This is a genomic window from Vibrio sp. Vb1755 (assembly GCF_033338635.1).
In the GTDB taxonomy this organism is placed as follows: Bacteria; Pseudomonadota; Gammaproteobacteria; order Enterobacterales; family Vibrionaceae; genus Vibrio; species Vibrio alginolyticus.
Map to the genome: position 1 here is coordinate 57881 of NZ_JAWOTA010000014.1, position 25885 is coordinate 83765.

Consider the following 25885-nt stretch of genomic DNA (forward strand, 5'->3'; position numbering starts at 1 on the left):
CTTTTAATTCAGAACAAATTTAAACCAAATACATCTTTCACATCAAATAGCACTTTTTCGGTTTTCTCGCGAGAACGCTCACTACCTTGTTTTAAAATATCAATCAGCTGCGCTTTATCATTCAAATACATAGCGCGCTTTTCTCGAATAGGGCGAAGCATCTCTTGTAAGCATTCTTCTAACACTTTCTTGGTCAAACCATCACCTAATCCACCTCGTCGATAATGGTCTTTTAGCTGTTCGACATAATTTTTATCAGGATGAAAAGCATCGAGGTAGATGAATACAATATTCCCTTCGACTTGGCCAGGGTCCTCAATTTTCAGATGATTGGGATCGGTATACATAGATTTCACTGCCGCGGAAATCTCCTTTTCGGAGGCGCCTAAGTTGATTGCGTTCCCCATGCTTTTAGACATCTTATTTTTACCGTCAGTACTCGGCAAACGAGGTGCATCGCTAAGTAATGGACGGCATTCCCTAAGAACCTCTTTTCCACCCAGGTGGTTTATTTTTCTCACGATTTCATTAGTTTGCTCTAACATCGGCAGCTGGTCATCACCCACTGGTACTAGCGTCGCATGAAACCCCGTAATATCAGCAGCTTGAGAAATTGGATACGTTAAAAAGCCTGCGGGAATAGAGCGTTCAAAGCCTTTACTTTGAATCTCATTTTTAACCGTGGGGTTTCGCTCTAATCGTGCGATAGAAACAAGATTACTGTAATACATTGTCAACTCGGCTAACGCTGGAATTTGAGACTGCAACGTGATCGTAGTTTGAGCGGGGTTGATACCAACAGCCAAATAATCTGCAACGACATTGAGAATATTAGAGGATACCTTTGATGGGTTATGCGCGTTATCCGTCAGCCCTTGCATGTCCGCAACCAAGATCGTTTGCTCGTGCTCCGTTTGCAATTTGACTCGTTGTTGCAATGAACCAATATAGTGCCCGAGGTGTAATGGACCTGTTGCTCGATCTCCGGTAAGTATAATTTCACGCTGAGATGTATTTTTATGGCTATTCATATTTGTCTCCAAGTATTTAATAGATCGCTACTGGAGATAAAAAGATCAAACACTCTTAGCTACCATCCAGCAGCTTAAGAATGTAAGTATTCCGCGCCGCTCTATTTAGAGCGCCACCAAGAGAAGGTTGTTAATGAAGGGCGAACGTGTATTTTCATGTTTTTTAAACTAACAGCACACACCGCAGAACTCAATCTGTTTTGTACTGAATTAGTGTGAGTGTTCCAACAGCCAATTAAGAGGATTACATTGGTAAAGACATCGCAATGACCAAAACCGCACCAAATACCGAACCAGAGACAAACGCACACAGTACAGTTTTGTTGTGTTTCCTTTTCATTGATGAACTCCTATCCATAACTACGATGACCAGCCCTCACATCTAATACGCATGTGGATGCATCACGACAACGAGTTAACCAACATATCGCACGTAGGACCAGTACCGCTTTGTTAAATTGGGACCTCGTCCATAACTTGGAGTGTAAATGACTCCGGAACCTACAACAGAAGAAAATTTCATCACGTTACTGTCCTACCCTCCGGGTTTGTGGCTTAATAGGCAGCAGGAACACTTTTTTCTTTTACTGCGGATACTTACATGGAAGCTGTTTTACATCAGTTGCAATTCTCTTTGTCGATAACCGGACCTATCTGTTTGATGTTGGTACTTGGCGTTCTTTTTAAGCGCTTTGGTCTAATCAACGATAATTTTATCGAAGTAGGCTCTAAACTGGTGTTTCAAGTTACCTTGCCTGCAATGTTATTTGTCAGCATTGTGGCTTCAGAACACGACTTTTCCGCGGCAAGTGGATTCGTCAATTTCGGCGTCACCGCTAGTATTTCGTTTTTCATTTTCACCTACCTTTCCGTCAAACTTCTGTTCAAAGCGTCGCCTGACCAAGGCGTTCTCATCCAAGGTGGGTTCCGAGCAAATACAGGTATTATTGGTATCGCTTACGTTGCCAATGCGTATGGTTCTCAAGGTGTGGCGCTAGCAGCGCTCTATGTCGCGGTCACCACATTTATTTATAACGTCCAAGCGGTAATTTGCTTATCGCCCAAGGGGGCAACGTCTGCCTCGCAAGCAGCAAAGATGATGGGCCGAACACTGACTAGGAATCCGCTCATAATCTCCATTGTTCTAGGAATGGCTTTTTATTTACTCGCTATTCCAGTACCGAATGTGGTTATTGATGCAGGAGACTACTTGTCCAAAATGACATTGCCTTTGGCGCTGTTGTGTACGGGTGGCTCACTTGACTTTAGCTTGATGAGAAAAGAGAAAGGTCCATCTTGGTTTGCGAGCAGTTACAAGCTCATCGTAGCGCCAGTCATCATCACCATGGGAGCTTACTTAGTAGGATTTCGAGGAATTGAGCTAGGTATTCTTTTCTTTATGAACGCCTCTCCAGTCGCTGCTGCCAGCTATGTCATGGCGCGTTCCATGGGAGGCAATGCCACGTTAGCTGCAAATATCATCGCACTCACTACGGTGCTTTCTACCGTGACCTGTACGTTGGGCATCCTATTTCTTAAGTTCTACAACTTAATATAATTGGTCCGCGATAAAATAAAGACGCTAAACGGCATTGATGTCAGTTACTGGTCGTGATTCGCAAAAGTGAGCTTTCTTACCAGACGAAAAAATTCACTCGCTTCAGATTCCGACAAACAAGAAAAAAACTCTTTCTGTAAATTCGTCATGATTTGATGAACTTGCTTTAAAGCATTTGCTCCCTCTTTTGTCATGCTTAGCATTTTAAGGCGCTGATTCGATTTACTTTTAGAAACTTGAACAAACCCTCTCTTTTCCAGATTGTCCACCATCCGCTTTGCTACACTTCGCTCAGTTCGAACCGCATCAGCCAACGCTTGCTGGCTCATAGGTTGAAATTCTTCTAAAGCGGCCAGTGCACTTGCCATTTCTAGTGTCATCAAATTTTGCCGAGACAGCTCGGCTTGGGCACGATTGCGGTACATGCGCTGCATCACACCGCAGACAAACATAGGGCTTTGATCCAAAACGGAAATTGGGGAAATTTTCTGATCTTTCATCGTCGTTTTTCTTCTTTAGGCTTTCATTCGGCCGAAAAGGCTGTGCTGATACTGCACACAACACGCCGTCTTTCAGGCTCGCGTCATAGACGGTAACCACCAAGTGAAAACATAAAATAAAGAGCGCCGAAGCGCCCTTTAATCGTGTTTATTATCACTAGTATAACTCAGTTAAAACAAGCAAGTCCTACTCGCTTTGCTGAGTGGGTTTAGTGCTGGTCTCAGACAACTCTGCCTCCGACTCTTTTCTCGCACGTCGATCAAACAATCGCTCAACCACTACAAAGAAGATTGGGACGAAGAATATACCCAATATCGTGGCACTGATCATGCCACCAAGTACGCCGGTACCTACTGCGTTTTGACCTGCCGATCCCACACCTGAACTGATAGCAAGTGGTACCACACCCAAACCAAAAGCAAGCGATGTCATGATAATTGGGCGCAGACGAACGCGAACAGCATGTAAGGTTGCTTCGATAAGCCCAGCGCCTTTCTCATAGTAGTCCTTTGCAAACTCAACAATCAGAATGGCGTTTTTGGTTGCCAAGCCGACCGTCGTTAATAAGCTCACCTGGAAGAACACATCGTTGTCCATACTTCGCGTCATTACCGCGAGCACAGCACCAAGCACACCAAGAGGCACAACTAACACCACGGCGAAAGGTACTGACCAACTTTCATACAAAGCGGCGAGAACTAAGAATACGACGAGGATAGATAGCGCATATAGCATCGGCGCTTGGTTTCCGGAAAGGCGCTCTTCATACGAAATACCATTCCAGTTCACCGTGAAACCTTCTGGTAGCTTTTCTACCATTGCTTCAATTTCTTCCATGGCTTCACCAGTACTTACACCAGGAGCTGCACCGCCTTGAATATTCATTGCTGGCAAACCATCAAAGCGCTGCAAAAGAGGAGAACCATAGGTCCACTCGCCACTCGCAAAAGCAGAGAAAGGCACCATCTCTCCTTTAGCGTTGCGTACGTACCATGAATCGAAGTCTTTTGGCTGCATGCGGTATTCCGCATCACTTTGCACCATCACTTTCTTCACACGACCGCGATCAATATAATCGTTAATGTAAGCCCCGCCCCATGCAGCTGACAGGATTTGGTTTACGTCATTGATACTGACATCCAAAGCACGAAGTTTGACGTGGTCAATGTTAACTTTGTACATTGGCGCATCTGCCTGACCGTTTGGACGAACACCGACAAGTTTCGGGTTTTGTGCTGCCATGCCCAGAAGTTGCCCTTGAGCCGCAACTAATGCATCGTGCCCTTTATTCAACGAGTCTTGGAGATAGAAATCGAAACCTGTCGAGTTACCTAGCTCTTGAATCGCTGGAGGGGCGAACGCAAACACCAAAGCTTCTTTAATGGTAGAGAAGTACCCCATCGCTCGACCAGTAATGGAAGCGGCATCGGCGCCAGGCGCTTCACGCTCAGACCAATCTTTCAGACCGATAAATGCCATCCCCATGTTTTGGCCTTGGCCTGCGAAACTAAATCCAGCAACGGAGAAGACTGACTTTACATTGTCTTTTTCGTCTACTAGGTAAAAGTCACGCATTTTCTCAAGTGTTTTTTCCGTCTGTTCTTGTGTTGAGTTAGGCGGCAAAATAGCCATTGAGAATACTGTGCCTTGGTCTTCATCTGGCAAAAATGACGTTGGAAGGTTCATAAATAACCAGCCAGCACCTGCACTCATTGCCAAAAATACAACCAACATGCGACCTGTGCGTTTTAGAAGTTTGGCAACGCCGGTTTCATAGCCTGCTGTCATCGCATCAAACTTGCGGTTAAACCAGCCAAAGAAGCCTTTCTTCTCTAGAAGCTCAGCATCGCCTTTTTTCAGCAACGTAGCACACAATGCTGGAGTCAGAATTATCGCAACCAAAACGGAAAGCGTCATAGCCGCCACAATAGTTATTGAAAACTGACGGTAAATAACCCCGGTAGAACCAGACATAAACGCCATAGGGACGAATACCGCTGAAAGCGTCAAACCGACACCAATCAGGGCACCAGTGATCTGTCCCATCGATTTTTTGGTCGCTTCTTTGGGCTCTAACCCATCCTCATGCATCACACGCTCGACGTTTTCCACCACAACGATGGCATCGTCCACCAACAAACCGATAGCCAGAACCATCGCGAACATGGTTAACGTGTTTACGCTAAATCCAGTCGCGTACAAAATAGCGAAGGTGCCGAGCAGTACGACAGGCACTGCGATCGTTGGAATGATCGTCGCACGGAAGTTCTGCAAGAACAGATACATGATTAAGAACACAAGAAGAATGGCTTCTAATAGCGTTTTAACCACTTCTTGAATCGAGGCTTTGACGAATGGCGTCGTTTCAAATGGGTAAGCAATCTGCAACCCTTCTGGGAACGTAGCACTCAGTTGGTCTAAGCGCTCTTTTACCGCATTGGCTGTCTCAAGCGCGTTTGCGCCAGTACCTAATGAAATACCTAAACCCGATGCTGGGAAGCCATTATATTGGCCTCGAATATCATAACTTTCTGCACCACGTTCAACACGAGCAACATCTTTCAAATAAACATTAGAACCACTGGCGTCAGACTTAAGAATGATGTCTTGGAACTCTTCCACACTGCTCAAACGACTTGCAGACGAAATCGTTGCATTCAACAACTGGCCTTCCTGCGCAGGTGCTGCACCAAGTTGACCTGAAGAAACTTGCGCGTTCTGTTCACTGATCGCGTTCGCTACATCGATTGCGGTCAAGTTGAATTGCGTAAGCTTAAATGGATCCAGCCAAACTCGCATCGCATACTGCGCACCAAACGCCTGCACTTGTCCGACACCAGTTACACGACTTATCGGGTCTTGAATATTCGTTACAACAAAGTCGCCGATATCGTTTTCTGTAAAGTCTGGATCTTCAGAATAAACTGCGACAACCATGAGAAATGCCGTATTGGATTTATTTACGACAATACCTTGGTTTTGTACCTCCATCGGCAATGAAGTCAATGCCAATTGCAGTTTGTTCTGCACCTGTACTTGCGCGATATCAGGATCAGCTTCGCTATCAAACGTCAGGGTAATTGTCGCATTACCAAATGCATCACTGCTCGATGATAGGTAGCGAAGGTAATCTAATCCTGTCATGTTTTGCTCGATAACCTGCGTTACCGAGTCTTCAACGGTTTTTGCTGATGCACCTGGATAGCGAGCACTGATGGTGATCGTCGTCGGTGAAATCGTTGGGTATTGCGAGACGGGTAAATTGAATAATGACATTACCCCCGCCAACATCGTTAGAATCGCGAGAACCCAAGCAAATACCGGACGATCGATAAAAAATCGTGCCATGATTACTCCTGTTCACCGTTTTGGATAGTTACCGAACTGCCTGGCCCTACCTTTTGTAAACCGGCGGTAATGACTTTATCACCCGCGTTCAAACCATCAATAATGCGCCATTGGCTATTGATCGCTTCGGCAGTCTTCACTGGTTTCGCTTCCACTTTGTTCTCGCCATTAACCGTCATCACTGTCGCTTTACCTGTCGCATCACGAGATACCGTATTTTGTGGTATTAGAATCGCATCAGGGTCTACACCAGTAATGACCGTCGCACGAACAAACATTCCAGGTAGCAACAAACCGTCAGGGTTTGGGAATTCGGCACGAAGCGTCACGCTGCCCGTACTTTCGTTCACATTGACCTCAGTAAATTTCATTGTGCCTTTGTGTTCGTAAGTGCTGCCATCTTCAAGCATCAATGTAACTTGCGCAGAGTCATCTTCTTGCATATGGCCTTGGGAGAGTGATGCTTTCAAACGCAGCAGTTGCGCGGATGATTGCACAATATCAACATTGATAGGGTCAAGCTGTTGAATGGTCGCTAATTTGGCAGCTTGGTTAGCCGTAACCAACGCACCCGCTGTCACACTCGATTTACCGATCACCCCGCTAATCGGAGCTTTGACTTGCGTATAATCTAAGTTGATTTTTGCTGTGTTGATCTTGGCTTTTGCGACTAGGACCTGCGCTTTCGCTTCTTTGTATGCCGCTTCTGCTTCATCCAAGTCTTGTTGGCTGATGGATTTTTTGGTGATCAAGGTTCTGTAACGCTTCACCGTGGCATAGGTCGACTCTGCCGCAGCTTGCGCACGGATTAATTCCGCTTCAGCGCTCAGCAAATCCGCCTGAAATGATGAATCATCAATTTGATATAGCGACTGCCCTCGTTCAACAAGGCCACCTTCAACAAAATTTCGCTCCGAAATAATGCCAGTGACTTGCGGACGAACTTCCGCTTCTTTGAATGCTCGGCTACGACCCGGCAACTCTACTGTCAATGCTTGGCGCGTTGGCTGCACTGTTAACACTTCTACTTCGGTTGCGGGCGCAGGACCACCACCTTGGCTCGATCCTTCTTCGCTAGGTTGACATCCAACCACAAAAAGGCTCGACGCAATCAGCAGAGATAGCGTGGTTTTACGTCTCATGAATTTTTCTCTCTTATCTACCGACAAGCCTTCAAGATTCCTTATTAAAAGCTTCTAGAATGACTTAATAATGACTAAAGGATGTATATCCAGAACAAATTAATTAGGATGATAAATACCCAGTGTTGTACATACAACAAAATTTACAGTTCTATACGCTTACGAAAAACGTTTATGGTAAAGGTGTTATGAAGTTCTCAAATTTGAAGATTTTGGGTTGGAAATCACATTTTCCTGTGTGCAATTGCAATGGTTAAAAAGCGGCAAAAGTGATGATAAAAGCATCATCACGCTGTACAGAGTTTGTTACCGCTGTCTAGGGTTATTTGCCCACTCTGGTATACGAACTAAAGTGAGAAAGGAATGTAAATATAGTCGAAATTTCACAAGTCAGGTTCGCCACTTATCTAAAAAATAACCCGCTAAGAAGCGGGTTATTTCGTCAGTGAGATTGCTGTTCTCAAGCTTATACTTTGAACTGACTGACCTGATGATCTAAACGTTGAGTTTGCTCTGACAACATGGCTAAAGAAGCTTGCGCTTGGTTTACGATTTCCACAATTGAAGTGCTACTGTCTGCAATGCCTTGTACGTTGCTATTTACTTCGTCACTTACTGTACTTTGCTGGCTCGCAGCCGTTGCAATGTGTGTATTCATCTCGTTCATACGTGAAATCGCGTTCAAGATTTCAGAAAGGGATTCACTCGCTCGGCCAGCGGACTTGATCGTTTCATCACTGCTATTTTGGCTACCGCGCATCACTTCTACAGCTTGTCCTGCACCAGATTGTAGCTTTTCAATCATGGTTTGGATTTCTCCCGTACTCTGTTGCGTACGACTGGCTAAAGAACGAACCTCGTCCGCTACCACAGCAAAGCCTCGCCCTTGCTCTCCAGCGCGAGCCGCTTCAATGGCTGCGTTAAGCGCTAATAAGTTTGTTTGCTCGGCAATACCACGAATTACATCCAGTACGGACGCAATGTTACTCACATCATGATCCAATGTGTTAATGACGTGGCTTGCGCTTTCGATTTCACTTGCGAGGCTGCGAATTGAGCTAACCGTTTGATCCAAAATAACATTGGTATTGGTAAGTTCATCATTCGCTGTTTGGCTCGCAACCGCGGCTTCGTTAGCGCTATCGCTTACATTTCTGCTGGTGACTTGCATTTCGTGCACTGCCGCCGCTACCGCCTCACTATCTTTTTGCTGAGAAACGGTCGAGTTCGCGATGGTCTTGGTCAACGAGCTAAGATTTGCCATTTCGTTACGTAGGGTATTTGAGCTTTCAATTACCTGAGCGACTGTCACTTGAATTTTGGACACAAACTGGTTAAATGCGTCTGCTAAATTGCCAATTTCGTCTTGTGTTTTTACATCAATTCGCTGACTTAGATCACCTTCACCGGACGCAATTTCTGTCATCGCATTTTTAATATCATTGATAGGCTTCACAACCGTTTGTAACAACAAAAAAGCCATCGCGATAGCGGCAAAAATAACAATCACAATGCCAGCCTCAAGAATGAGTTCTGCTCTTGTTGCAGCCGCTGATATTTCGCCCTTCAACTGGCTTTGCTTTTCTTCTATTGCATCTTTTACAACGTTAAGCTGCGCTCTAACCTCGATAAATTGGTCTTCAAAGGTATGTTTGTGCTCGTTGTAGTAACCACGCCATTGAGATTGAGGTAAACGTAGCATCGCTTCATAACTTGCTAACCATTTTTCACCCAAAGAGACAAGCGTTCGAACTTCATTACCATGTGTAGAAGGCATCACACCGGCTTGTGATAGCTCAATCATTTGTTCCATACGTGGTAGTGCTTTGTAGGCGTTGTCTTTGTATTCACCGATGTGATGATCAATATCGTTTTGAGTATCAGAAAGTGCAACACCTTGGATTGCAGATGTTGCTTGGTAAAGATCGCGATAAGCATCCTCAATCGTTAATAAGTTCGGCACGATCTGTTCGTTGAGTGTCTCACTCAATTCAGATTGCTTCCAACTTGTCATAACGTTTAATACAGAGCTCACAATAAACAATCCAATAATCAATGACAGCGGAATCACTATCTTCTGCTTGATCGTTAAGTTCTGGAACATGAATAGACTCTCTTTATTTATGGTATACAAACTGCCGAAAATTATATCAAACAAATAGAGTATACTATTAGGTAAAATAGACTATTCAACATGAAATCTAATGACTTTTTGACAAGGGTTCTAATTTCAACAATTAGTTGATTTTATAGAAAATTTAACAAATAGATCTTTTCAAAATATGCAAATTAAAATGCTCTTTCAAAACGAAAAATATGTAACAGAAAGTGAATTAAAAGGGACCACATTTTGAAGAATAGATCGAATCAATGATTTACTGAGAACACATACAAAACACAGTTCTTGGATTGAGCACCACCGCGGAATATGCAAAGGTCCGAACATTTCTTCTAAAGCTCAAAAAAACCATTGTTTATCTGACGTATTTAAGGGTACTCCTTGATGATGTTAGTCGTGATGTTGGCAGACAGGATGCTTACAAGTTTTCGAAGTTAACCAGTAGCACAGTGAACGATTCAGATTTTCTTGAGCGCCAAGGCAATAAAAAAGTTTGCTATTTTCCTCTCAAGAGACGCATTAAAGAAAATAATGCAACCTAGTCACAAAGTCTTGCTACATCTTCAGAAAAGAATGATGTTGCTAAACAAATCTGGTGCAGCATACACATTGAAGCTAAACTCGTTTAAGGAACTTTTTCATATCAATATGAGAAAACATAGATTTCTCAAAGTTACACCGACCATTCAACGATTAAACTAATGTTAGCGTACCGGTACGTCCAAAAACTCCATGCATGAACCATTTGAAAGAGCCAAAATGTTCCAACCCAACTTCGCCTCAGTGGAGTGGCGAGTCGTTTCGCTCGCTCTCCTACTCTCTCTTCCTAACACAGCTCAAGCGGATCCACTAGATAAGGAAATTAGCAACCTTCTCCAACAACGTTTTTCTATCGCGGTTTTGCTGTCCGACACTGACGCAATTGCGTTTGGTATTGGCGACTTTGATCCGAATGCATTATTTGATACCGCCAACCCAGAGTTCGGGACTGACGAGTCAATCAATGAACGTCGAAGCAAATCCGTATATGTTCTCCCTTACACGACTAACTTTGACATAGAGGGCAGCGAGGACTTACATGAGCTGTCGTTTAAGGCATTTACGATACAAACAGAGAATGATCTCAAACTATTCGGCACAAGTAAGGATCTTCTCAAGGAAAGGACATACGGTGCATCGATTGGTTATGGGTATCTATACAAAGCAAGTGAAAACGTCACCCTTAGCACCAGAACGACGACTCACCTTATGCGTTATAAAAACTCATTCTCTACCGATAATAAACTTTCATCCATCATTGGAAGAATCCTAGACGGCCGTGCCGTTAACGTTTCAGCATGGGCGGCAATAGTTCAACCATCCATTAAAGCCAAATACACGTCTCCCACAAGTTGGGGGAAATGGCATGCCAGTTCGACATTGAATTCATTCATTGGGCACAGCTGGGGAAGCGCAAATAACGGCAATATAGGCAACCCTAAAGGTTGGTACCTATCTAATGAAATCACCGGTTACTACAATATTTATCACGGTGAGCAAGCTTTATTTACTGGGATTAAAAGAGTCGACCTTTCGCATGATTTAAGCGACGAACTTGGAAGTCCGCATTACTACGAAGCTTCTATAGGATGGCTATTTTATGCACCAAAGCCCTTTGATTGGTTGGACAATTTCGGCATAGGCGTTAACTTCAACTACGGCTCGACTCTCAGAGGTGGCAGCATTCAACTTTACTACAACAAACAATAAAGCCGTCAGTACAGGAACCAGTTGGTAGCATATATAACAAGAAGAACGAGAAGACACAAAAGGAATGGCAGAGTTAGCGTCTTCGCAAACTTTTTCATGAGACTTGGGTTATCAAACACCACACCTTCCGCTTCTCTTACCCTTCGCTCTTCGTCAAAATGCCATTTAATGGCTAAGTAGGCTCCTATCCCTAATACAATAAGCTTAAAAGCTCCAGCAAAGTAAGGAAAGAAATTAGCCCAACTGTCGTTCATTATCCATCTCCATCAAATTCAATATCAGCTTTGCGGTGGCAGAATCCAAGATTCATGTAGAATGCCCCCCTCAAAGTCAGACTCTCTGGCTAGCGTCAGTCTACTGCTCGAGATAGCTGTCCACAACTCTCTTTACCATATCGGCATTTATTAATTATTTAATAAATAACAAGAAAGACACTAGCACACTTGCTGAAAAGTAAGTGTCAGTTTGGATTGAAACTCATCAGGAATCGAAAATGGTCCACAGTCGACTTGTTGATCTAGTGAAAGCCGAATTACCTAGCTTTAAATCGTTCGCTAGTATAAAAATGTAGCCTATCGCACTTCTGGTCGAGTGCTAACGAACTTATGATGCACATGTCATTAGCAGTGCAATTTTAAGTTTATCAATTAGCTAAAGTTTCCCACCTTAACTGCCAGTAAGTTTGCTGTGTTTGAGATGATCTCGACATGACTAGTGTATAAATAGTATGGAGGTTCAAAGTGAAGGCAAGGCAATTTTCCTTACTAAAAATATTGTTTTTGTAATTTTATTTCAGGATTATCGAAACCATCATAAGGATAATTCGAACTAATCTTAATCCATGCTCCTTCAGTTACATTTGCTTTCTTTTACTCACTTCTCGCGACTATTAGTGGCATTTTGAGACAATTTCCTACACTCCTTTCTTTGTCTTAGTTGATATAAATCATGGTTAGAAGAAAACAGAATCACCTGTATTTCTCGATACATGAATCCAAACTGCCCGACTTTTCGTAACTAAATTACAGATAGACACGATTTTTAGTATGGCACGTTTTTGAGGAACCAAGATGTTAGATACCCTCATGCTGTCGCGGATCCAGTTCGCGGCCAATATCAGCTTTCACATTCTCTTCCCGACCATCACCATTGCGTTGGCGTGGATATTGGTGTTTTTCAAGTGGCGATATAACCGCACACAAGCCCCCGTATGGCTCGATGTTTATTACTTCTGGGTCAAGATATTCGCTCTCACTTTCGCCTTGGGTGTGGTATCCGGCATTACGATGAGTTTCCAGTTTGGTACCAACTGGCCAGGCTTTATGGAACGAGTCGGAAACGTAGCTGGACCATTGCTCGGATACGAAGTGATGACCGCCTTCTTTATGGAAGCCACCTTCCTGGGTGTAATGCTTTTTGGACGAGGACGAGTACCGGAATGGGTTCATACTCTCGCCACCGTTCTGGTTGCTGTTGGGACAAGTATGTCCGCATTTTGGATTCTGGTGCTTAACAGCTGGATGCACACACCAAGTGGCTATGAAGTGATTGACGGCATTGTTCATGTGACCAGTTGGAAAGAAGTCATTTTCAATCCTTCTTTACCGTACCGTCTTCTACACACGCTATTAGCATCGGCGCTGACTGCCAGCTTCTTGATTGCGGGTATCTCGGCTTATCAAATAATGAAAAAGCCAGATCATCGCTCAGCCAAACTTGGCTTAAAAGTCGCGTTGTTCGCGGCGGCTGGGTTCATCCCGGTACAAATCTTTGTCGGTGACCTTCACGGGTTAAACACGCTTGAACATCAACCTGCAAAAATAGCAGCAATGGAAGGTGTGTGGGAGACCGAGCAAGGCGCGCCCCTTCTTCTGTTTGCGATGCCAAATGAAGAAACTCGCAGCAATGATTTTGAAGTGGGCATCCCTAAGTTGGCTAGTTTGATTCTTACGCATGACTTAGACGGGGAAATCCAGGGACTTAACGAGTTTGCGCCTGACCACCCGCCAGTGAAGCCCTTGTTCTTTGGTTTCCGCGTGATGGTTGGTGTAGGTGTCCTTATGCTGCTGGTTAGCTGGTATGGCGCGGTGAAGCTAACACGCAAGAAAGCGCTACCTAAACCTTACCTATACACAGTATTAGCCATGACGTTCTCTGGTTGGATAGCCACACTGGCGGGTTGGTATGTTACTGAGATTGGTCGACAACCTTGGTTGGTCAGCGGTGTATTGCGAACATCCGAAGCCGTCACCACGGTTGCGAGCAGTAGCGTGATGACTTCGCTCATTATGTACTTAGCCATTTATGCTGCATTGCTGGTTGCGTACATCCATACCCTATTCTATTTGGCGCGCAAAGACGTTGCAGCCCATGAAGTCCCACTGACACAACAAGAGGCCTAATCATGCTCAACTATCTACCAGAAATTTATCTTCTGCTGCTTGGCTTCTCGGTCTTTATGTATGCCGTGCTCGACGGCTACGACCTTGGTGTCGGTATCCTTTTGCCAAGTGATAATGAAGCGCAACGTGACCGAATGATAGCGTCTATCGGCCCTTTCTGGGACGCGAACGAAACGTGGTTGGTGTTAGCCGTTGGTATTTTGTTGATTGCCTTTCCTACCGCTCATAGCTTGATTTTGACGGAGCTTTATATGCCGACCGCCATCATGCTTATCGCACTGATCATGCGTGGCGTGGCATTCGATTTCCGAGCCAAAGCGAACTCGGATCATAAACCTCATTGGGATTGGTGCTTCAGAATTGGCTCGCTAATCACCGCACTAACTCAGGGTTACATGGTGGGTCGTTACATCATGGGATTTGAACAATCAACCGAAGCATTTGGCTTTGCTTGGTTAAGCGCACTTTGTGTAGCGGCGGCGTACGTTTACATCGGTGGCGCATGGTTAGTACTAAAAACGGAAGGTGATTTGCAAATACGCTCGGCCCGTTGGTCTCGCCGTGCTGGTTGGTTAGCGGCCTTAGGAATCTTGGTGGTTAGCGTTGTAAACCCGATTGTAAATCAACAAGTTGCCTTGCGTTGGTTCAGCTTCCCAGAAATCTTGTTGCTTGCCCCAGTTCCGTTAATTGTATTGGCAACCATCTTCCTAGTTGATCGCTATTTGCGTCAGGTTCCAATGGTGAATGATCTGGGTGTGCGCTGGCCTTTCTTTGGTGTCACTGTCATTTTCGCGTTGAGCTTTCTCGGGCTTGCGTATAGCTTCTTCCCAGAAGTTGTGCCGGGATTAATGACCGCACAAGAGGCCGCCTCCTCGCCTGCGACGTTAATAATCGTGGGCTACGGTGTGATGATTGTTATGCCGGTGATATTGCTTTACACCTTTGTGGTATACCGGATCTTCAAAGGCAAAGCGACAGAACTTAGCTACAAGTAGGAAAGGGAATTCCTCAACGAAGCGCCGCTGCTCATGCGGCGTTTTTTTGCAGTACTCACGACTAAAGTATCTACCCAAAGCGACTGAGTGGGAACGCTGAGAGAATGTAGCGGCAGCCAGTAGTTTGTTCCTAACTAGAACGAGATAACCGTTTCTCAAATATAGCGATACAGGCACAAAAACAGAAAGAACATTTGATGTTACAAAAGGTAGACCGCCACTTTAAAACGCTTTGAGTATTTTTTGCGCTCAATGAGGTGCAAGTATACTTATGCTTTTTATGACTTGTGAACACTCAATTGCATGTTATGTTGCTGTTGAAATAGTACATGAAATAAGGACAAGAACATGAAGATAAGATGCAAAACGACGCAAAGCATTGAAAAATTTAACCCAGATGACCTCAATCCAAACACAGATCTCTTTGGTATGATTGCTGTTGTATTCGTGTTCATGGCTGTTTTGCTTAGCATCTAGTAGCAATACGTTCATTCTTGTGGCCGTATTCATACCTCATGTGATATGGGTGCTAAATTCTAGATTAAAGCGGATGGGCTAACCCGCACCAATCAGATTATGGCTGCCTCTGTATAGCTTCTTCAATTTTGGCGTTGTATAGAGGTGAGATGTGAATAGTTGGCTTGTAGATAGAATGGCGCTTGCACCTTGAGCACTCTTGTGTACTTTCAATGACGCATTACTTTAGTGCAGATATGAAAAAAGGCCTGATAAATCAGACCTTTTAGAATGTGGCGGTGAGTGAGAGATTCGAACTCTCGATACGTTGCCGTATACACACTTTCCAGGCGTGCTCCTTCAGCCACTCGGACAACTCACCGAATCAAATTTTGGCTAGCATCATTGGCTAACGAGGCGCTAATTTAATGATTATGTGCCTGATGGTCAAGGCTAAACATAAAAAAAAGCGCCCTTTTCGAATCGATTGCTCACTAAGTAACTAAATTGAGCAAAACTGGGGCATTTACATGCTTTGAGAATAACCGGGAACACGGAACCAACGGCGGCACATATCCAAGAAGTACCCATACAACACACCCATGCCACAAGAAATAACAGCGTTACTTGCCACTGCGGTCACAATTTGATCTGTAGACGCGCCAACTGCGAATAAGATACCCGCATAAACTGGAGATTGAAATAGTACATAAGCGACCAGATCAGAGATGTTTTTCATAAAGGAAGACGGTGACACCTTACTACCTTGATGCAGCACCCAATCACGAAAAACCCCATACGGCCAAGCAATGGCGATATTCACTGGAATCGATAGCGTACGCGATGCTAGAGATTGCTCAAATGTCATCCCTGAAATCAAAATCTCGACAATCATCCCTGTGATAAAGCAAAAAACAACCATAGCAAAGGTATCCGCTGCGGCGTGACGAATACAAAATGGTCCACGAGACTTCATTTACAAAACCCTTAAAATCAAACACTGCAATTAATAAAAATAATAAAACTATTAACCACTAAAAAGACACCAAGCCAGTTAATGATGCAATTAGAACACACAAAAACTAGCTTATGGCTCTGTATTTAAAATTAAGTTGTAAATTTATAACCAACTTTTAAAGTAAAAGTAGTTTTTTTCACCAATGACGAGTAAAAACGCCTAAAATTACGTAAAAATGGTACAAAAACACGGATTTCACTTACATAAAAAGGGGTTACGATAATTATTTTGACGTAAAGTTAGAACAAAACTCGGACTGTAAACAGTCACTCCTATAGCTTATGCTACCAAGCTGCGAAAATTCAGAGTATTACCGATATAATCACAGTAGAAGGTCTTGCTGCTTTACTCGTAAAAGTAAAACTGCAAGCCTGTTCATTGCAGGTTAGAAGAGTTTGTCACGAAGCTGGATGACGTATGAATAGTAAGAACAATTCACAGTTGCGCCATATTGATTCAGTTATGGTGAGGCCAGCAAAATCGTTAATGTATCGATATCATCTTGGTCTGGGGATTGCTGACGCTTTAAGTTACTTCTTATCCGTTCAGCGACTGAAGAAACGTCGTCACTGAGTTCAAGGGGAGCCTCCGCAATGATCGCTGAAATAGCCTCAAGTGCTTCATTAAGATGTCCATTATCTAGAGCGACATAGAAGTTGAGTAACCACTTTTCAGCATTAAAGCTATCTGCTGCATTTCCATCAAAGTCCGATTGGTACTGATATAACTGTGTCGCATGAAGATACAGTGCATCATTTAATTCAGACTCCACTATTGGTTTCGCTATTATGTGGTCTGCTCCTACATTAATCATACGTTCTTGTGTTTCTTTGAACACATCCGCTGTACAGCCAAAAATCAGTACCGACTTAGCAGGTGAACTCATTGCTCGAATGGCTGATATGGCCCCAACGCCATCTAGAACAGGCATATGATTATCCATCAGTATCAAATCAAATGGTTTGCTCGCAACCTCATCGACTGCAAGCTGACCATTTTCGACACTTGTGCACTCAAAGCCCTTGGCTCGGAGGAAAGTTTCCATAATGATCGCATTTGTTCGGTTGTCTTCAACAATGAGTGCTTTCAACCCTTTACAGTTCAATTTATGTGTATTGATTGACTCTACTTTACCCGGCTTGCAAGGTGTAAGGGCAATTTCGACAGTAAAAGTCGTTCCAGCGTCCTCCTGACTCTCTACAACCACTTGCCCACCCATATGTTCCGCGATTTCTTTGACTATTGCTAAACCAAGCCCTGTACCACCAAACCGTCTAGTCGTTGATGACTCCGCTTGCTCAAAAGGACGAAAAATGCGTTTTTGTGCCTCTTTTGAAATACCAATTCCTGTATCTTTTACCTTTAGTATCAGCTTGGTGCCTGCCTTACTCGATTTCTCGGCTAGCTCTACCTCTACGATGCCACGATCGGTGAACTTAACAGCGTTATTGAGTAGATTGAACAGTACTTGACGCAAACGGGCTTTGTCATTGTTGTACCAACGACCCGTTGGTAAATGCGAGACGACTCTAAAGCGAAGACCTTTTTCTGCACATAGAGTTTGATAAACACTCTTGATACTGCCGATAATCGACTCAATTGGGAAAGGCTTATTTTCAAACTCAACATGCCCTTGTTCAATTTTTGAGTAATCTAAAATCTCATTGAGTAATGTCATCATGTGATCACCTGAATCATAAAGTGTTCTCAGGTGCTTACGCTGCTCATCGGTAAGTGGTGTTTTTAACAGTATCTGGGCAGTTCCTAGTACACCGTTCATTGGTGTGCGAATCTCGTGGGACAATGTGGCTAAGAATGCCGTTTTAGCGTTTGTCGAAGCCTGAGCTTTTATTCTCTCCTGCTCTAAATAGATCGTCTTTTCATTGAACTTCTCGATAAGCTGTCCGATTTCGTCATCGCTATCGTAGTCAATATCTATGATCCCACCAGTTTTCGAGTCATCAATCTTAGCGGCAATGCGAACAATTGGTTCAACAATATAGCGATTCAGTAAGTAGTAACCGACCAAGACACACAAGAGCAAAAATGGAATGATCCTCCCCTCAACGCTCATCACTTGTTCAAACACTTGATCGGCGACTTTAGCTTTTGCGTTGACAACTTCCATGCGCCAATCGAACTCTCCGAAATCAAGCTCGCTGACATAAATTTCGTCCGTCAGTTGAAAGTTGTGTTCAATAATCACGTTTGAGTCAGCATCGCGAACCACTACCCCCAAAGAATGCTGGTTCGTGTGCTCTCGAATAAACTGAAAAAGTGCATCAAGTGATAGGTCTACCGTTACAACTCCAGCGAATCGACCGTTTTGGTAGTACGGAGAAGACGCGGTAATCATCTGGACCTGAGTAAAGGTATCGATGTAAACCGTAGACCAACTAACAGAACCTACCGGAGCATCGGCGGCAGCGACATACCAGGCTTCATTATCATAACCGCCAGATTCGGGGTTATTGTAGGAGTGAATTTGGTCAATACCACTATCACTGTTTTTATTGAAGAATAGACTTTTATATCTCCATTGTTCTGCTTTTAGTTCGGGTTTAGGCCATACGCCACCACTAACAAGCATCTTGTCACTCAATTGAAGTATATGTGGAATTATTGTGTTGAGAGATTGAATATTTTCAGTCCCTTGGGCTAGCCCTACTAAGCTGCTCAATACACCTGTAGAACTGAGGAGGGGCTCTTTTATCTCAAGAGCCAGGAGTTGGGTACGTAACTCTAGGTTTTGCTCTAGCTTTTGTCTAACCGGTGGCTCAACAACCAAATAGGCGACAGAACCGATAGTGGCGATAAAGAAGCACAGGTAAAGTGTTAGGGCGAGAATGCTTTTTTTTCTAAGTGATGAGCGAATTTCCATAGATGTGTGAATCATTCCCTAATATCGATTTATCACTAATTGATTGGTAAGATGAGCGCAATCAACCAGCCCATTAACAAATGGTATTCTATTTTGAAACTACAAGACATCCTTTCTCTCCCAGAACTTGACGGTAAACTACTAAACCTAGCAAAAACTCAAGGCTTTGTAACAGCGATGGCTGCAGCGCCAAACGTATTAATGCCTCAAGAGTGGTTGCCATTCTTATGGGGTGGAGAAGAAACAGCGCCATTTACTGACGGTGAACAACTAGAGCAGTACATTGACGAGATTGTACAAATGTGGAACCAAACTCGTCCCGCTCTCCTAGAAGGCACTTGGCAGTGGCCTGCAGGGTGCGCGCTAGATGAGCAAGACATTGTAACAAGTCAGGCTCGCGATTTCTGTGAAGGTGTATTACAAGGCTGGCAACTTGCGCGTGATGACTGGGAAACGTTGATGCCTGAGGATAGCGAAGATAATGCCCTACTCGGTGGTGTTTTACTTTCTCTTACTATGCTTTACGACCCAGAAACAACCATTGAAACATTGGCCGAACAAGGTATGGAAGGCTTAGAGCAGTTTGAAGAGATCTTCAATGCAATGCCAGTGATGTTATGTGGTCTTACCCAGCGCGGTGTTGCATTAGCTGAAGAACAATAGACGCAACGCTGTCGACCATCAAGATTGAACGGCTGAATAGACAAAAAGCTCTCCAAATGGAGAGCTTTTTTGATCATGTTAAAATTACATGTGGAATATACCGCGCCATATCTTGAGTCACTAAGCTACTGTCTTCCCTAATCGAAATACCGGCAGCTCTATCATTGACCAACCAACTGCCAATTAACGTATGGTTGTGCCCAAACTTAGGTAGTGGATGGTATTGCTGGACGATATTGAATTTAGATTCATAAGGCCCTGACGTTTTAACAAAACGTTTTCCATCGATGACGATCTCGATGTTCGCGCCCTCTCGAGAAAATAGTGGCTTGATGACATAATCTCTCATAGTGTTCGCTTTTGAATCGTTAGCAAAATAAGCGGGCAAAAGGTTCGGGTGATTAGGAAAGCGCTCCCACAATAACGGTAAAAGTGCTTTATTGGATAGAATCGACTTCCACATCGGTTCTAACCAGTTTACGTTCGCAGTCGCTAAGTACTTCGCATATTCCTCTTCAAACATAAACTCCCAAGGGTAAAGCTTAAACATCCAACGAATCGCTCTGTCGTCAGCATCCACAAACAGACCATCTTCCGTCACTCCAATATCTTCGACATGCACGAATGCCGTTGCTAACCCTGCCTCTCGCGCGCAATCCTCTAAATACTGGACAGTCCCTTTATCTTCTTCAGTGTACTTGCAGCAGCTAAAGTGAAGTGTTTGTCCTGGTTGGTATTTTGCTATTTCGGCAAAGCGCTCGATCAAAAAGTCTTGAAGAATATTGAATTGATCCGCGCTCTGGTGAACTCGACCTTTATTTACAACATCTTCTAGCCACACCCACTGCCAAAAGCCAGTTTCAAACAAGCTGGTTGGCGTATCCGCATTGTTTTCCAGTAATTTTGCTGGCGAGGTCCCGTTGTACGCGAAATCCAGCCGCGAATAAAGCGAAGGTTCGCTTCGTCTCCATGAAGAAGCGACCTGCTCCCACATAGATTCAGGGATCGCACATTGCGTCAGCAACCGCTCACTCCGAACGACTTCATCCACAATAGCCAGGCACATCTGATGCAGCTCTTCAGTGGGCGCTTCTATATCGCGCTCAATTTGCTCCAGCGTGAATTGATAGTAAGCACTCTCATCCCAATACGGTTGGTCATACATGGTATGGAAACCAAAACCAAACTGGCGTGCTAATTCACGCCAGTTTTCGCGCTCTTGTATTTCTCGTCGAAACATAGTGCTTTTTAACCGCCTCGACTGACCGACACCACTTTACCAAACCCGCCTCGAGACATCGCCCTGCCAATGGTGCCGCCACCACGTTTATTAAGGCTATTCGTCGCAACTTTGGTCGGCTGATTTCGGTAGGAGCCAAAGAATTGCCCTGCTCCATTATAGAATTTGGATTTATAACGGTACATCGGCTCTGAGTAATAGCTCTTGTTATAACCTTTCAACCCGCTTAATGAGCGACTGTAAAAAAAACCGCCAAAGTTAGGTACATAAGCTCGGGAACTGGAACTGTAGTAACAATCATCCTCGTAGAAATCATTCTCGCATTCGAACTCGCTGCGGTAGCGAGGGGCATTTTGTTCGGCACGAGCTAAAGCTTCTTGGTATGCAATGTCACACTGTTCACTAAACTCAGGCGAGTTAGATTTACACTCATCAGCATCAGAAAAAATGTACCCTTCTGTTTTTGACTCGTACGTAGCAAAGAAGAAAATACCACCAAAGGCAGCAAAGGGAAGAATTTTCCCAAGCTTTAAGCTTTTGTCCATGGAAGAACGTTTAACGTTAGAACTCCGCTTCATCGTTCCTCCTAGTAAGTCATGCAAGCGGCATTCAATACGCCGACCGAAACAGAAACTGCGGCTAATACAATACCGGCTGGCAGTTCATCTTTTTCGATACGCTCTGCCACTTTCGGAAGTAAAATAAAGCGTACAATTGCAAATGCGATAATTTGAGCAAGCATTGCAACAACGCCCCACACCATAAAATCGACGATATTGACCGAGTTTTTTGCCGCCCCCGAAATCGCGAGACAATAACCAAGGAAGGCCCCACTTAGCGCAATCGCTGCTGCTGTATTTTGTTTTTCTTTGATCAGATGCCACTCATCGTATGGCGTCAACTTGACGTAGATGAACTTAAACGCCAATACAAAAATAATAGAAACAGAGAAATAGAGTAAAAAGTTTGGGAAGCCTGCTAACAGGCCGGCAATCATGTGCATTATTGTTCCTTGTTCATTTCTTTCCAGGCAAAATCTTCAATACGTTCATCTGCAATGTAAAACAGCTTGGTACTCGCGGGTACTTCAGCATCTAAATCTGGGTTGAGTTGAATACCATCGCCAATATCAAAAGCAATCAGCGTGGCATGATGGCGTCTTTTGAGAAAAACGAAGAGATTCTCAATAGTGGTGGCAGACTGACCCTCGGGATAAATAACTGAGTATTGCGTCATACCTCGTGTTGAAGCCAAAAGCTCCTGATGAAGCGCACTTGAGCCCGGGTCAACCGCCGCTTTTGCCAACATTTCTGCACCAACAGCAGGTATGCATTCCGCTTTCGGGCAATGCTGACTTAGAAGTCGGCCTAGCGCTTCATCTTTAAAGTAAGCGACCAAATGAGCGGAAGGGTTTACAGATGCGCAGTATAGAGCGGCTGACAAGGTAATGTCGTCCGAGAGATTATCCACAATAATGCAAGCGGCTTCGGCAATATTGGCGTTTTTCATTTCTTGCGAATCGGTATAACTGGTCACTTTGATAAAACTGATTTCGCCAGGTAACGGGTTCTCTATTTCTGAACGGCTGCATAAAACAATCGGACGCTTTCCCTCTTCTTCATGTTGTAACATGCGAATAAGGTGCATCGTCCTCGATCCATTCCAGCCCAACAATACAATATGGTTTTCCACTCTTACTCTCCGTTTTCCTAAAATACCCGCTCGCCAATAGTCCATCGCGGCTCCAGCGACACGCCCCAATAATGCGGCGAATAAGCTCAAACCGCCGGGGATTACAAATAGTACGACAACCCATTTACCCAAATCTGTTACTGGAGAATGGTCGCCATAACCCACCGTACTCGCCGTAACCATGAGGTAATAGATAAAGTTAGCGAAACTGTCTGTTAATGCTGTTTCACCAGCGAGAACCAGCAGCCACCATGAAAGGCTCACATATAAGCCACTAAAGATGAGAAGGCTTCGGTTGCTCAATTTAAAAAGGTGTGAACTAAGCCACTTTTTAACTACTAACCACACCGCCATAAATTTATGACCTCGATATTCATTGATTGCATCAATAGTAACTCATTGATAGTAAGACACAAAAAAACCAGCCATATTCGACTGGTTTTTGAGATTTACTTTCAGTTACGCCTACTTTTTAAGCATTACCTTTCACTTGCATATTTAGCTGCTCAGCAAAATCTAGCATGCGGTTAAGTGGTATAAGGGATTTAACACGCAGTTCTTCGTCAACAAAAATCTCGTGCTCTTTACCACCTTCACTAAGCGCTTTCTCAATTGCTTTCAAACCGTTCATTGCCATCCAAGGACAGTGTGCACAGCTGCGGCATGTTGCGCCTGCACCTGCGGTTGGTGCTTCGATAAGCTCTTTTTCTGGCACTAGTTGCTGCATTTTAAAGAAAATACCTTTGTCTGTCGCAACGATCATTTGTTTGTGAGGAAGCTCTTTCGCTGCTTTGATCAGCTGACTCGTTGATCCAACGGCATCGGCAAGTTCTACGACGCTTGCTGGTGACTCAGGGTGAACCAAAATAGCCGCATCTGGATACACGCTCTTCATTTTTCGTAACGCATCAGCAGAGAACTCATCATGAACCACACACTCACCCTGCCAAAGCAGCATATCTGCGCCAGTTTTGTTAGCGATGTACGATCCTAGGTGACGGTCTGGTCCCCAAATAATTGGCTTATCTTCAGCGTCTAAGTGTTCCACGATTTCAAGCGCAATACTCGATGTAACGACCCAGTCGGCACGGGCTTTAACCGCTGCTGAGGTGTTTGCGTAAACTACAACCGTATGATCAGGGTGAGCATCACAAAACTCGCTGAACTTATCCGCAGGACAGCCAAGGTCGAGCGAACATTCCGCTTCCAACGTTGGCATTAGAATGCGCTTTTCTGGTGTCAGAATTTTGGCCGACTCGCCCATAAAGCGAACACCACCAATAATCAATGTACTTGCAGGGTGACGATTACCAAACTTCGCCATTTCCAACGAGTCACCAACAAACCCGCCAGTGTCTTCAGCTAGGGCTTGAATCTCAGGGTCGGTATAGTAGTGCGCGATAAGTACCGCATCTTTTTCTTTGAGTAACTTTTTAATACGCTCAATGTAAGATGCTTTTTCTTCTTCGCTTAATGGAACTGGTTTCGGTGGGAATGGGTAAACAGTGTCGATTTTATCTAATATATGGCTCATTGCTCTTGCTCTACGCAACTTCCTTTAATCCGAGTATTGTAACCTCGTTAATTTTCAAAAACCAACTTGTCGCGGGGATTTCTAGCGGTCTAGCCGTATATCTTTGTTACAGGTAGCATTTCCGAGTAGCGAAATTCGGTGCAACATAAGGTCAGAGGCTCTGCATCATTGCTATCGACTTAGCCGTTCTGTACCAACAGAAAATGGAAAAGAAAAAGGAAGCCGAAGCTTCCTTTTTAAAACATAACGTCTTACAGCTTAGAGCTGGCAAGTTTTGCAGATGCACTACCTGGGTATTCATCAACCACTTGTTGGTAGTACTTTTTCGCTTGAGCTGCATTGTTATTACGCTCAGCGATTTCGCCTAACTTAAGCAACGCATCGGCTCGCTTATTGGAGTCTTTATAAGACACCACAGCGGCAAAACTTTTCACTGCATCCTCATCCTGCTTTTTAGCGAAGTACAACTGACCTAACCAGTAGTGAGAATTCGCTGAATATGTAGAATCAGGATAATCTTTCTGGAACTGCTGGAACGCTGCAATTGCACCAGTGTAATCACGCTTTTTGAGAATCAGGTCAACTGCATTCTGATATGCCGTTTGCTCATCAACATTTGGAGTGTACTGGCCACCTGTTTTCACAGGTTGTGCTTCTTGTGCAGGTGTGGATTTTATCTCTCCACGAACACGATCCAGCTCGACAAACAACTCACGTTGACGTTGCAACATTTGTTTCATTTCGTAGCTATTTCGCTCTAATTGACCACGCAATTCACTGATCTCTTGCGACATTTGGTCAATTTGCTGTTGCATTTGGAGCTGAACGCGATTGCGGTTTTGGAGCAAACGTTCTAGACGCTCTACTTCCGTTTCAGATGAACGGCTCTTAGAGACGGATGATGTGCTGTTGAGATCAGATACTGGAGCTGGTGCAGCGAACGCAAAGTTCGCTGCACTTGCCAGTAACGTAAGCGCAACAGCGCGCTTAGTGTTACTGAACATGAGGATTACCTCGAATTAGTATACTAGAACCGCGCGACGGTTCTTAGCGTAAACTTCATCTGATTGACCTAGAAGAAGTGGCTTCTCTTCACCGTAGCTAACGATTGAGATTTGGTCAGCTTGAACACCTAGTGCTTGTAGGTAGTTCGCTACTGCTTGTGCACGACGCTCACCTAGAGCAATGTTGTACTCAGGTGTACCGCGCTCATCAGCGTGACCTTCGATAGTTACGTTAAGTGCTGGGTTCTTGCTTAGGTAAGAAGCGTGAGCCGCTAGCATCTCTTCGTAATCTGCTGCAATTGTTGAGTTGTCAAAAGCAAAGTAGATTGTTTGAGTTTCACGTAGCGCTTGCTCTTTTAGCTCTTGCTCTGTCAACTGACCGCTTTGATCAATTGGCGTAGCTACTGTTGTTTCCACTGCGCCATTGTTGTTTGTTGCTGCACCAGTGTTAGAAGCAGCGTCGTCGCTTGAACTACACGCTGTAACAGCCATTACAGGAAGCGCGATTAGTAGCCCTTTTAGAACCTTGTTCAGTTGCATCTTATTTTCCTT

21 protein-coding genes and 1 tRNA gene are annotated in these 25885 nt (G+C 44.2%); 6 read left to right on the forward strand and 16 right to left on the reverse strand.

All coding sequences use genetic code 11. The features are described from left to right. Positions 1 to 8: 8 nt before the first annotated feature. A complete protein-coding gene (gene trpS / locus R7E00_RS13735; protein ID WP_025766897.1) occupies positions 9 to 1031 on the reverse strand; it encodes a tryptophan--tRNA ligase in 1023 nt (340 codons plus the stop codon). A 601-nt stretch (positions 1032 to 1632) separates the two neighbouring features. Between trpS and R7E00_RS13740 the strand changes: the two genes are divergently transcribed. Further along, positions 1633 to 2589: an AEC family transporter gene (locus R7E00_RS13740; protein ID WP_258456826.1), complete on the forward strand. Its 957-nt coding sequence runs from the start codon at positions 1633 to 1635 to the stop codon at positions 2587 to 2589. A gap of 44 nt (positions 2590 to 2633) precedes the next feature. Here the strand turns inward: R7E00_RS13740 and R7E00_RS13745 are convergent, their stop codons facing one another. The 4 genes from R7E00_RS13745 to R7E00_RS13760 all read right to left on the reverse strand — a co-directional run bounded on the left by R7E00_RS13745 (position 2634) and on the right by R7E00_RS13760 (position 9684). Continuing rightward, positions 2634 to 3089: a MarR family winged helix-turn-helix transcriptional regulator gene (locus R7E00_RS13745; RefSeq protein WP_017635039.1), complete on the reverse strand. Its 456-nt coding sequence runs from the start codon at positions 3087 to 3089 to the stop codon at positions 2634 to 2636. A 187-nt stretch (positions 3090 to 3276) separates the two neighbouring features. Then, positions 3277 to 6438, reverse strand: coding sequence for an efflux RND transporter permease subunit (locus tag R7E00_RS13750; protein ID WP_054576391.1), 3162 nt, complete (start codon positions 6436 to 6438; stop codon positions 3277 to 3279). 2 nt (positions 6439 to 6440) lie between these two features. Continuing rightward, positions 6441 to 7580 carry an efflux RND transporter periplasmic adaptor subunit gene (locus tag R7E00_RS13755; protein ID WP_005388411.1) on the reverse strand — a complete coding sequence of 380 codons (1140 nt, stop codon included), beginning with the start codon at positions 7578 to 7580 and terminating at the stop codon, positions 6441 to 6443. Between the two features lie 466 nt (positions 7581 to 8046). Then, positions 8047 to 9684, reverse strand: coding sequence for a methyl-accepting chemotaxis protein (locus R7E00_RS13760; RefSeq protein ID WP_054576389.1), 1638 nt, complete (start codon positions 9682 to 9684; stop codon positions 8047 to 8049). Between the two features lie 774 nt (positions 9685 to 10458). Between R7E00_RS13760 and R7E00_RS13765 the strand changes: the two genes are divergently transcribed. Continuing rightward, positions 10459 to 11448 carry a Solitary outer membrane autotransporter beta-barrel domain gene (locus tag R7E00_RS13765; RefSeq protein ID WP_025766900.1) on the forward strand — a complete coding sequence of 330 codons (990 nt, stop codon included), beginning with the start codon at positions 10459 to 10461 and terminating at the stop codon, positions 11446 to 11448. A 5-nt stretch (positions 11449 to 11453) separates the two neighbouring features. Here the strand turns inward: R7E00_RS13765 and R7E00_RS13770 are convergent, their stop codons facing one another. Then, the gene (locus R7E00_RS13770; protein WP_005378271.1) at positions 11454 to 11702 is read right to left on the reverse strand and encodes a hypothetical protein; all 249 of its coding nucleotides are present in this window, start codon (positions 11700 to 11702) and stop codon (positions 11454 to 11456) included. Between the two features lie 816 nt (positions 11703 to 12518). On the opposite strand from R7E00_RS13770, the gene R7E00_RS13775 reads away from it, so the two are divergent. The 3 genes from R7E00_RS13775 to R7E00_RS13785 all read left to right on the forward strand — a co-directional run bounded on the left by R7E00_RS13775 (position 12519) and on the right by R7E00_RS13785 (position 15322). After that, positions 12519 to 13850: a cytochrome ubiquinol oxidase subunit I gene (locus R7E00_RS13775; protein ID WP_262606131.1), complete on the forward strand. Its 1332-nt coding sequence runs from the start codon at positions 12519 to 12521 to the stop codon at positions 13848 to 13850. 2 nt (positions 13851 to 13852) lie between these two features. Beyond that, positions 13853 to 14845, forward strand: coding sequence for a cytochrome d ubiquinol oxidase subunit II (locus R7E00_RS13780; RefSeq protein WP_149191924.1), 993 nt, complete (start codon positions 13853 to 13855; stop codon positions 14843 to 14845). 348 nt (positions 14846 to 15193) lie between these two features. Then, a complete protein-coding gene (locus R7E00_RS13785; RefSeq protein ID WP_017635045.1) occupies positions 15194 to 15322 on the forward strand; it encodes a hypothetical protein in 129 nt (42 codons plus the stop codon). A 273-nt stretch (positions 15323 to 15595) separates the two neighbouring features. Here R7E00_RS13785 and R7E00_RS13790 read toward each other — a convergent pair. From R7E00_RS13790 to R7E00_RS13800, 3 genes are all read right to left on the reverse strand, one after another. Then, positions 15596 to 15683, reverse strand: a tRNA-Ser gene (locus R7E00_RS13790). Between the two features lie 144 nt (positions 15684 to 15827). Then, positions 15828 to 16277, reverse strand: coding sequence for an L-alanine exporter AlaE (locus R7E00_RS13795; protein WP_005378276.1), 450 nt, complete (start codon positions 16275 to 16277; stop codon positions 15828 to 15830). A 502-nt stretch (positions 16278 to 16779) separates the two neighbouring features. Beyond that, positions 16780 to 19200 (reverse strand): hybrid sensor histidine kinase/response regulator, encoded by a 2421-nt coding sequence (locus R7E00_RS13800; protein WP_054576387.1) that lies wholly within the window; start codon positions 19198 to 19200, stop codon positions 16780 to 16782. Between the two features lie 51 nt (positions 19201 to 19251). Between R7E00_RS13800 and R7E00_RS13805 the strand changes: the two genes are divergently transcribed. After that, the gene (locus R7E00_RS13805) at positions 19252 to 19863 is read left to right on the forward strand and encodes a YecA family protein (RefSeq protein WP_005378278.1); all 612 of its coding nucleotides are present in this window, start codon (positions 19252 to 19254) and stop codon (positions 19861 to 19863) included. A 73-nt stretch (positions 19864 to 19936) separates the two neighbouring features. Here R7E00_RS13805 and R7E00_RS13810 read toward each other — a convergent pair whose 3' ends face one another. The 7 genes from R7E00_RS13810 to pal all read right to left on the reverse strand — a co-directional run bounded on the left by R7E00_RS13810 (position 19937) and on the right by pal (position 25873). After that, complete coding sequence (locus R7E00_RS13810) at positions 19937 to 21103, reverse strand: glutathionylspermidine synthase family protein (RefSeq protein ID WP_042522104.1); 1167 nt, start codon at positions 21101 to 21103, stop codon at positions 19937 to 19939. Positions 21104 to 21111: 8 nt separating this feature from the next. Then, positions 21112 to 21681 carry a DUF1190 domain-containing protein gene (locus tag R7E00_RS13815; protein WP_213915689.1) on the reverse strand — a complete coding sequence of 190 codons (570 nt, stop codon included), beginning with the start codon at positions 21679 to 21681 and terminating at the stop codon, positions 21112 to 21114. Between the two features lie 8 nt (positions 21682 to 21689). Continuing rightward, positions 21690 to 22106: a DUF350 domain-containing protein gene (locus R7E00_RS13820; protein WP_005378281.1), complete on the reverse strand. Its 417-nt coding sequence runs from the start codon at positions 22104 to 22106 to the stop codon at positions 21690 to 21692. Continuing rightward, positions 22106 to 23149, reverse strand: coding sequence for a potassium channel protein (locus R7E00_RS13825; protein ID WP_017635053.1), 1044 nt, complete (start codon positions 23147 to 23149; stop codon positions 22106 to 22108). The genes R7E00_RS13820 and R7E00_RS13825 overlap by 1 nt, the downstream gene beginning before the upstream one ends. Before the next feature lie 118 nt (positions 23150 to 23267). After that, complete coding sequence (gene nadA / locus R7E00_RS13830) at positions 23268 to 24329, reverse strand: quinolinate synthase NadA (RefSeq protein ID WP_017635054.1); 1062 nt, start codon at positions 24327 to 24329, stop codon at positions 23268 to 23270. A gap of 251 nt (positions 24330 to 24580) precedes the next feature. After that, entirely contained in the window at positions 24581 to 25333 is a 753-nt protein-coding gene (gene ybgF, locus R7E00_RS13835; RefSeq protein ID WP_005378285.1) for a tol-pal system protein YbgF, read from the reverse strand. A gap of 15 nt (positions 25334 to 25348) precedes the next feature. After that, positions 25349 to 25873 carry a peptidoglycan-associated lipoprotein Pal gene (pal, locus tag R7E00_RS13840; RefSeq protein WP_005378293.1) on the reverse strand — a complete coding sequence of 175 codons (525 nt, stop codon included), beginning with the start codon at positions 25871 to 25873 and terminating at the stop codon, positions 25349 to 25351. Positions 25874 to 25885: the final 12 nt, after the last annotated feature.

Coding starts and splice junctions, on each gene's coding strand:
- trpS (WP_025766897.1), bottom strand. CDS start 1,031: ATGAATAGCCATAAAAATACATCTCAGCGTGAAATTATACTTACCGGA.
- R7E00_RS13740 (WP_258456826.1), top strand. CDS start 1,633: ATGGAAGCTGTTTTACATCAGTTGCAATTCTCTTTGTCGATAACCGGA.
- R7E00_RS13745 (WP_017635039.1), bottom strand. CDS start 3,089: ATGAAAGATCAGAAAATTTCCCCAATTTCCGTTTTGGATCAAAGCCCT.
- R7E00_RS13750 (WP_054576391.1), bottom strand. CDS start 6,438: ATGGCACGATTTTTTATCGATCGTCCGGTATTTGCTTGGGTTCTCGCG.
- R7E00_RS13755 (WP_005388411.1), bottom strand. CDS start 7,580: ATGAGACGTAAAACCACGCTATCTCTGCTGATTGCGTCGAGCCTTTTT.
- R7E00_RS13760 (WP_054576389.1), bottom strand. CDS start 9,684: ATGTTCCAGAACTTAACGATCAAGCAGAAGATAGTGATTCCGCTGTCA.
- R7E00_RS13765 (WP_025766900.1), top strand. CDS start 10,459: ATGTTCCAACCCAACTTCGCCTCAGTGGAGTGGCGAGTCGTTTCGCTC.
- R7E00_RS13770 (WP_005378271.1), bottom strand. CDS start 11,702: ATGAACGACAGTTGGGCTAATTTCTTTCCTTACTTTGCTGGAGCTTTT.
- R7E00_RS13775 (WP_262606131.1), top strand. CDS start 12,519: ATGTTAGATACCCTCATGCTGTCGCGGATCCAGTTCGCGGCCAATATC.
- R7E00_RS13780 (WP_149191924.1), top strand. CDS start 13,853: ATGCTCAACTATCTACCAGAAATTTATCTTCTGCTGCTTGGCTTCTCG.
- R7E00_RS13785 (WP_017635045.1), top strand. CDS start 15,194: ATGAAGATAAGATGCAAAACGACGCAAAGCATTGAAAAATTTAACCCA.
- R7E00_RS13795 (WP_005378276.1), bottom strand. CDS start 16,277: ATGAAGTCTCGTGGACCATTTTGTATTCGTCACGCCGCAGCGGATACC.
- R7E00_RS13800 (WP_054576387.1), bottom strand. CDS start 19,200: ATGGAAATTCGCTCATCACTTAGAAAAAAAAGCATTCTCGCCCTAACA.
- R7E00_RS13805 (WP_005378278.1), top strand. CDS start 19,252: ATGAGCGCAATCAACCAGCCCATTAACAAATGGTATTCTATTTTGAAA.
- R7E00_RS13810 (WP_042522104.1), bottom strand. CDS start 21,103: ATGTTTCGACGAGAAATACAAGAGCGCGAAAACTGGCGTGAATTAGCA.
- R7E00_RS13815 (WP_213915689.1), bottom strand. CDS start 21,681: ATGAAGCGGAGTTCTAACGTTAAACGTTCTTCCATGGACAAAAGCTTA.
- R7E00_RS13820 (WP_005378281.1), bottom strand. CDS start 22,106: ATGCACATGATTGCCGGCCTGTTAGCAGGCTTCCCAAACTTTTTACTC.
- R7E00_RS13825 (WP_017635053.1), bottom strand. CDS start 23,149: ATGGCGGTGTGGTTAGTAGTTAAAAAGTGGCTTAGTTCACACCTTTTT.
- nadA (WP_017635054.1), bottom strand. CDS start 24,329: ATGAGCCATATATTAGATAAAATCGACACTGTTTACCCATTCCCACCG.
- ybgF (WP_005378285.1), bottom strand. CDS start 25,333: ATGTTCAGTAACACTAAGCGCGCTGTTGCGCTTACGTTACTGGCAAGT.
- pal (WP_005378293.1), bottom strand. CDS start 25,873: ATGCAACTGAACAAGGTTCTAAAAGGGCTACTAATCGCGCTTCCTGTA.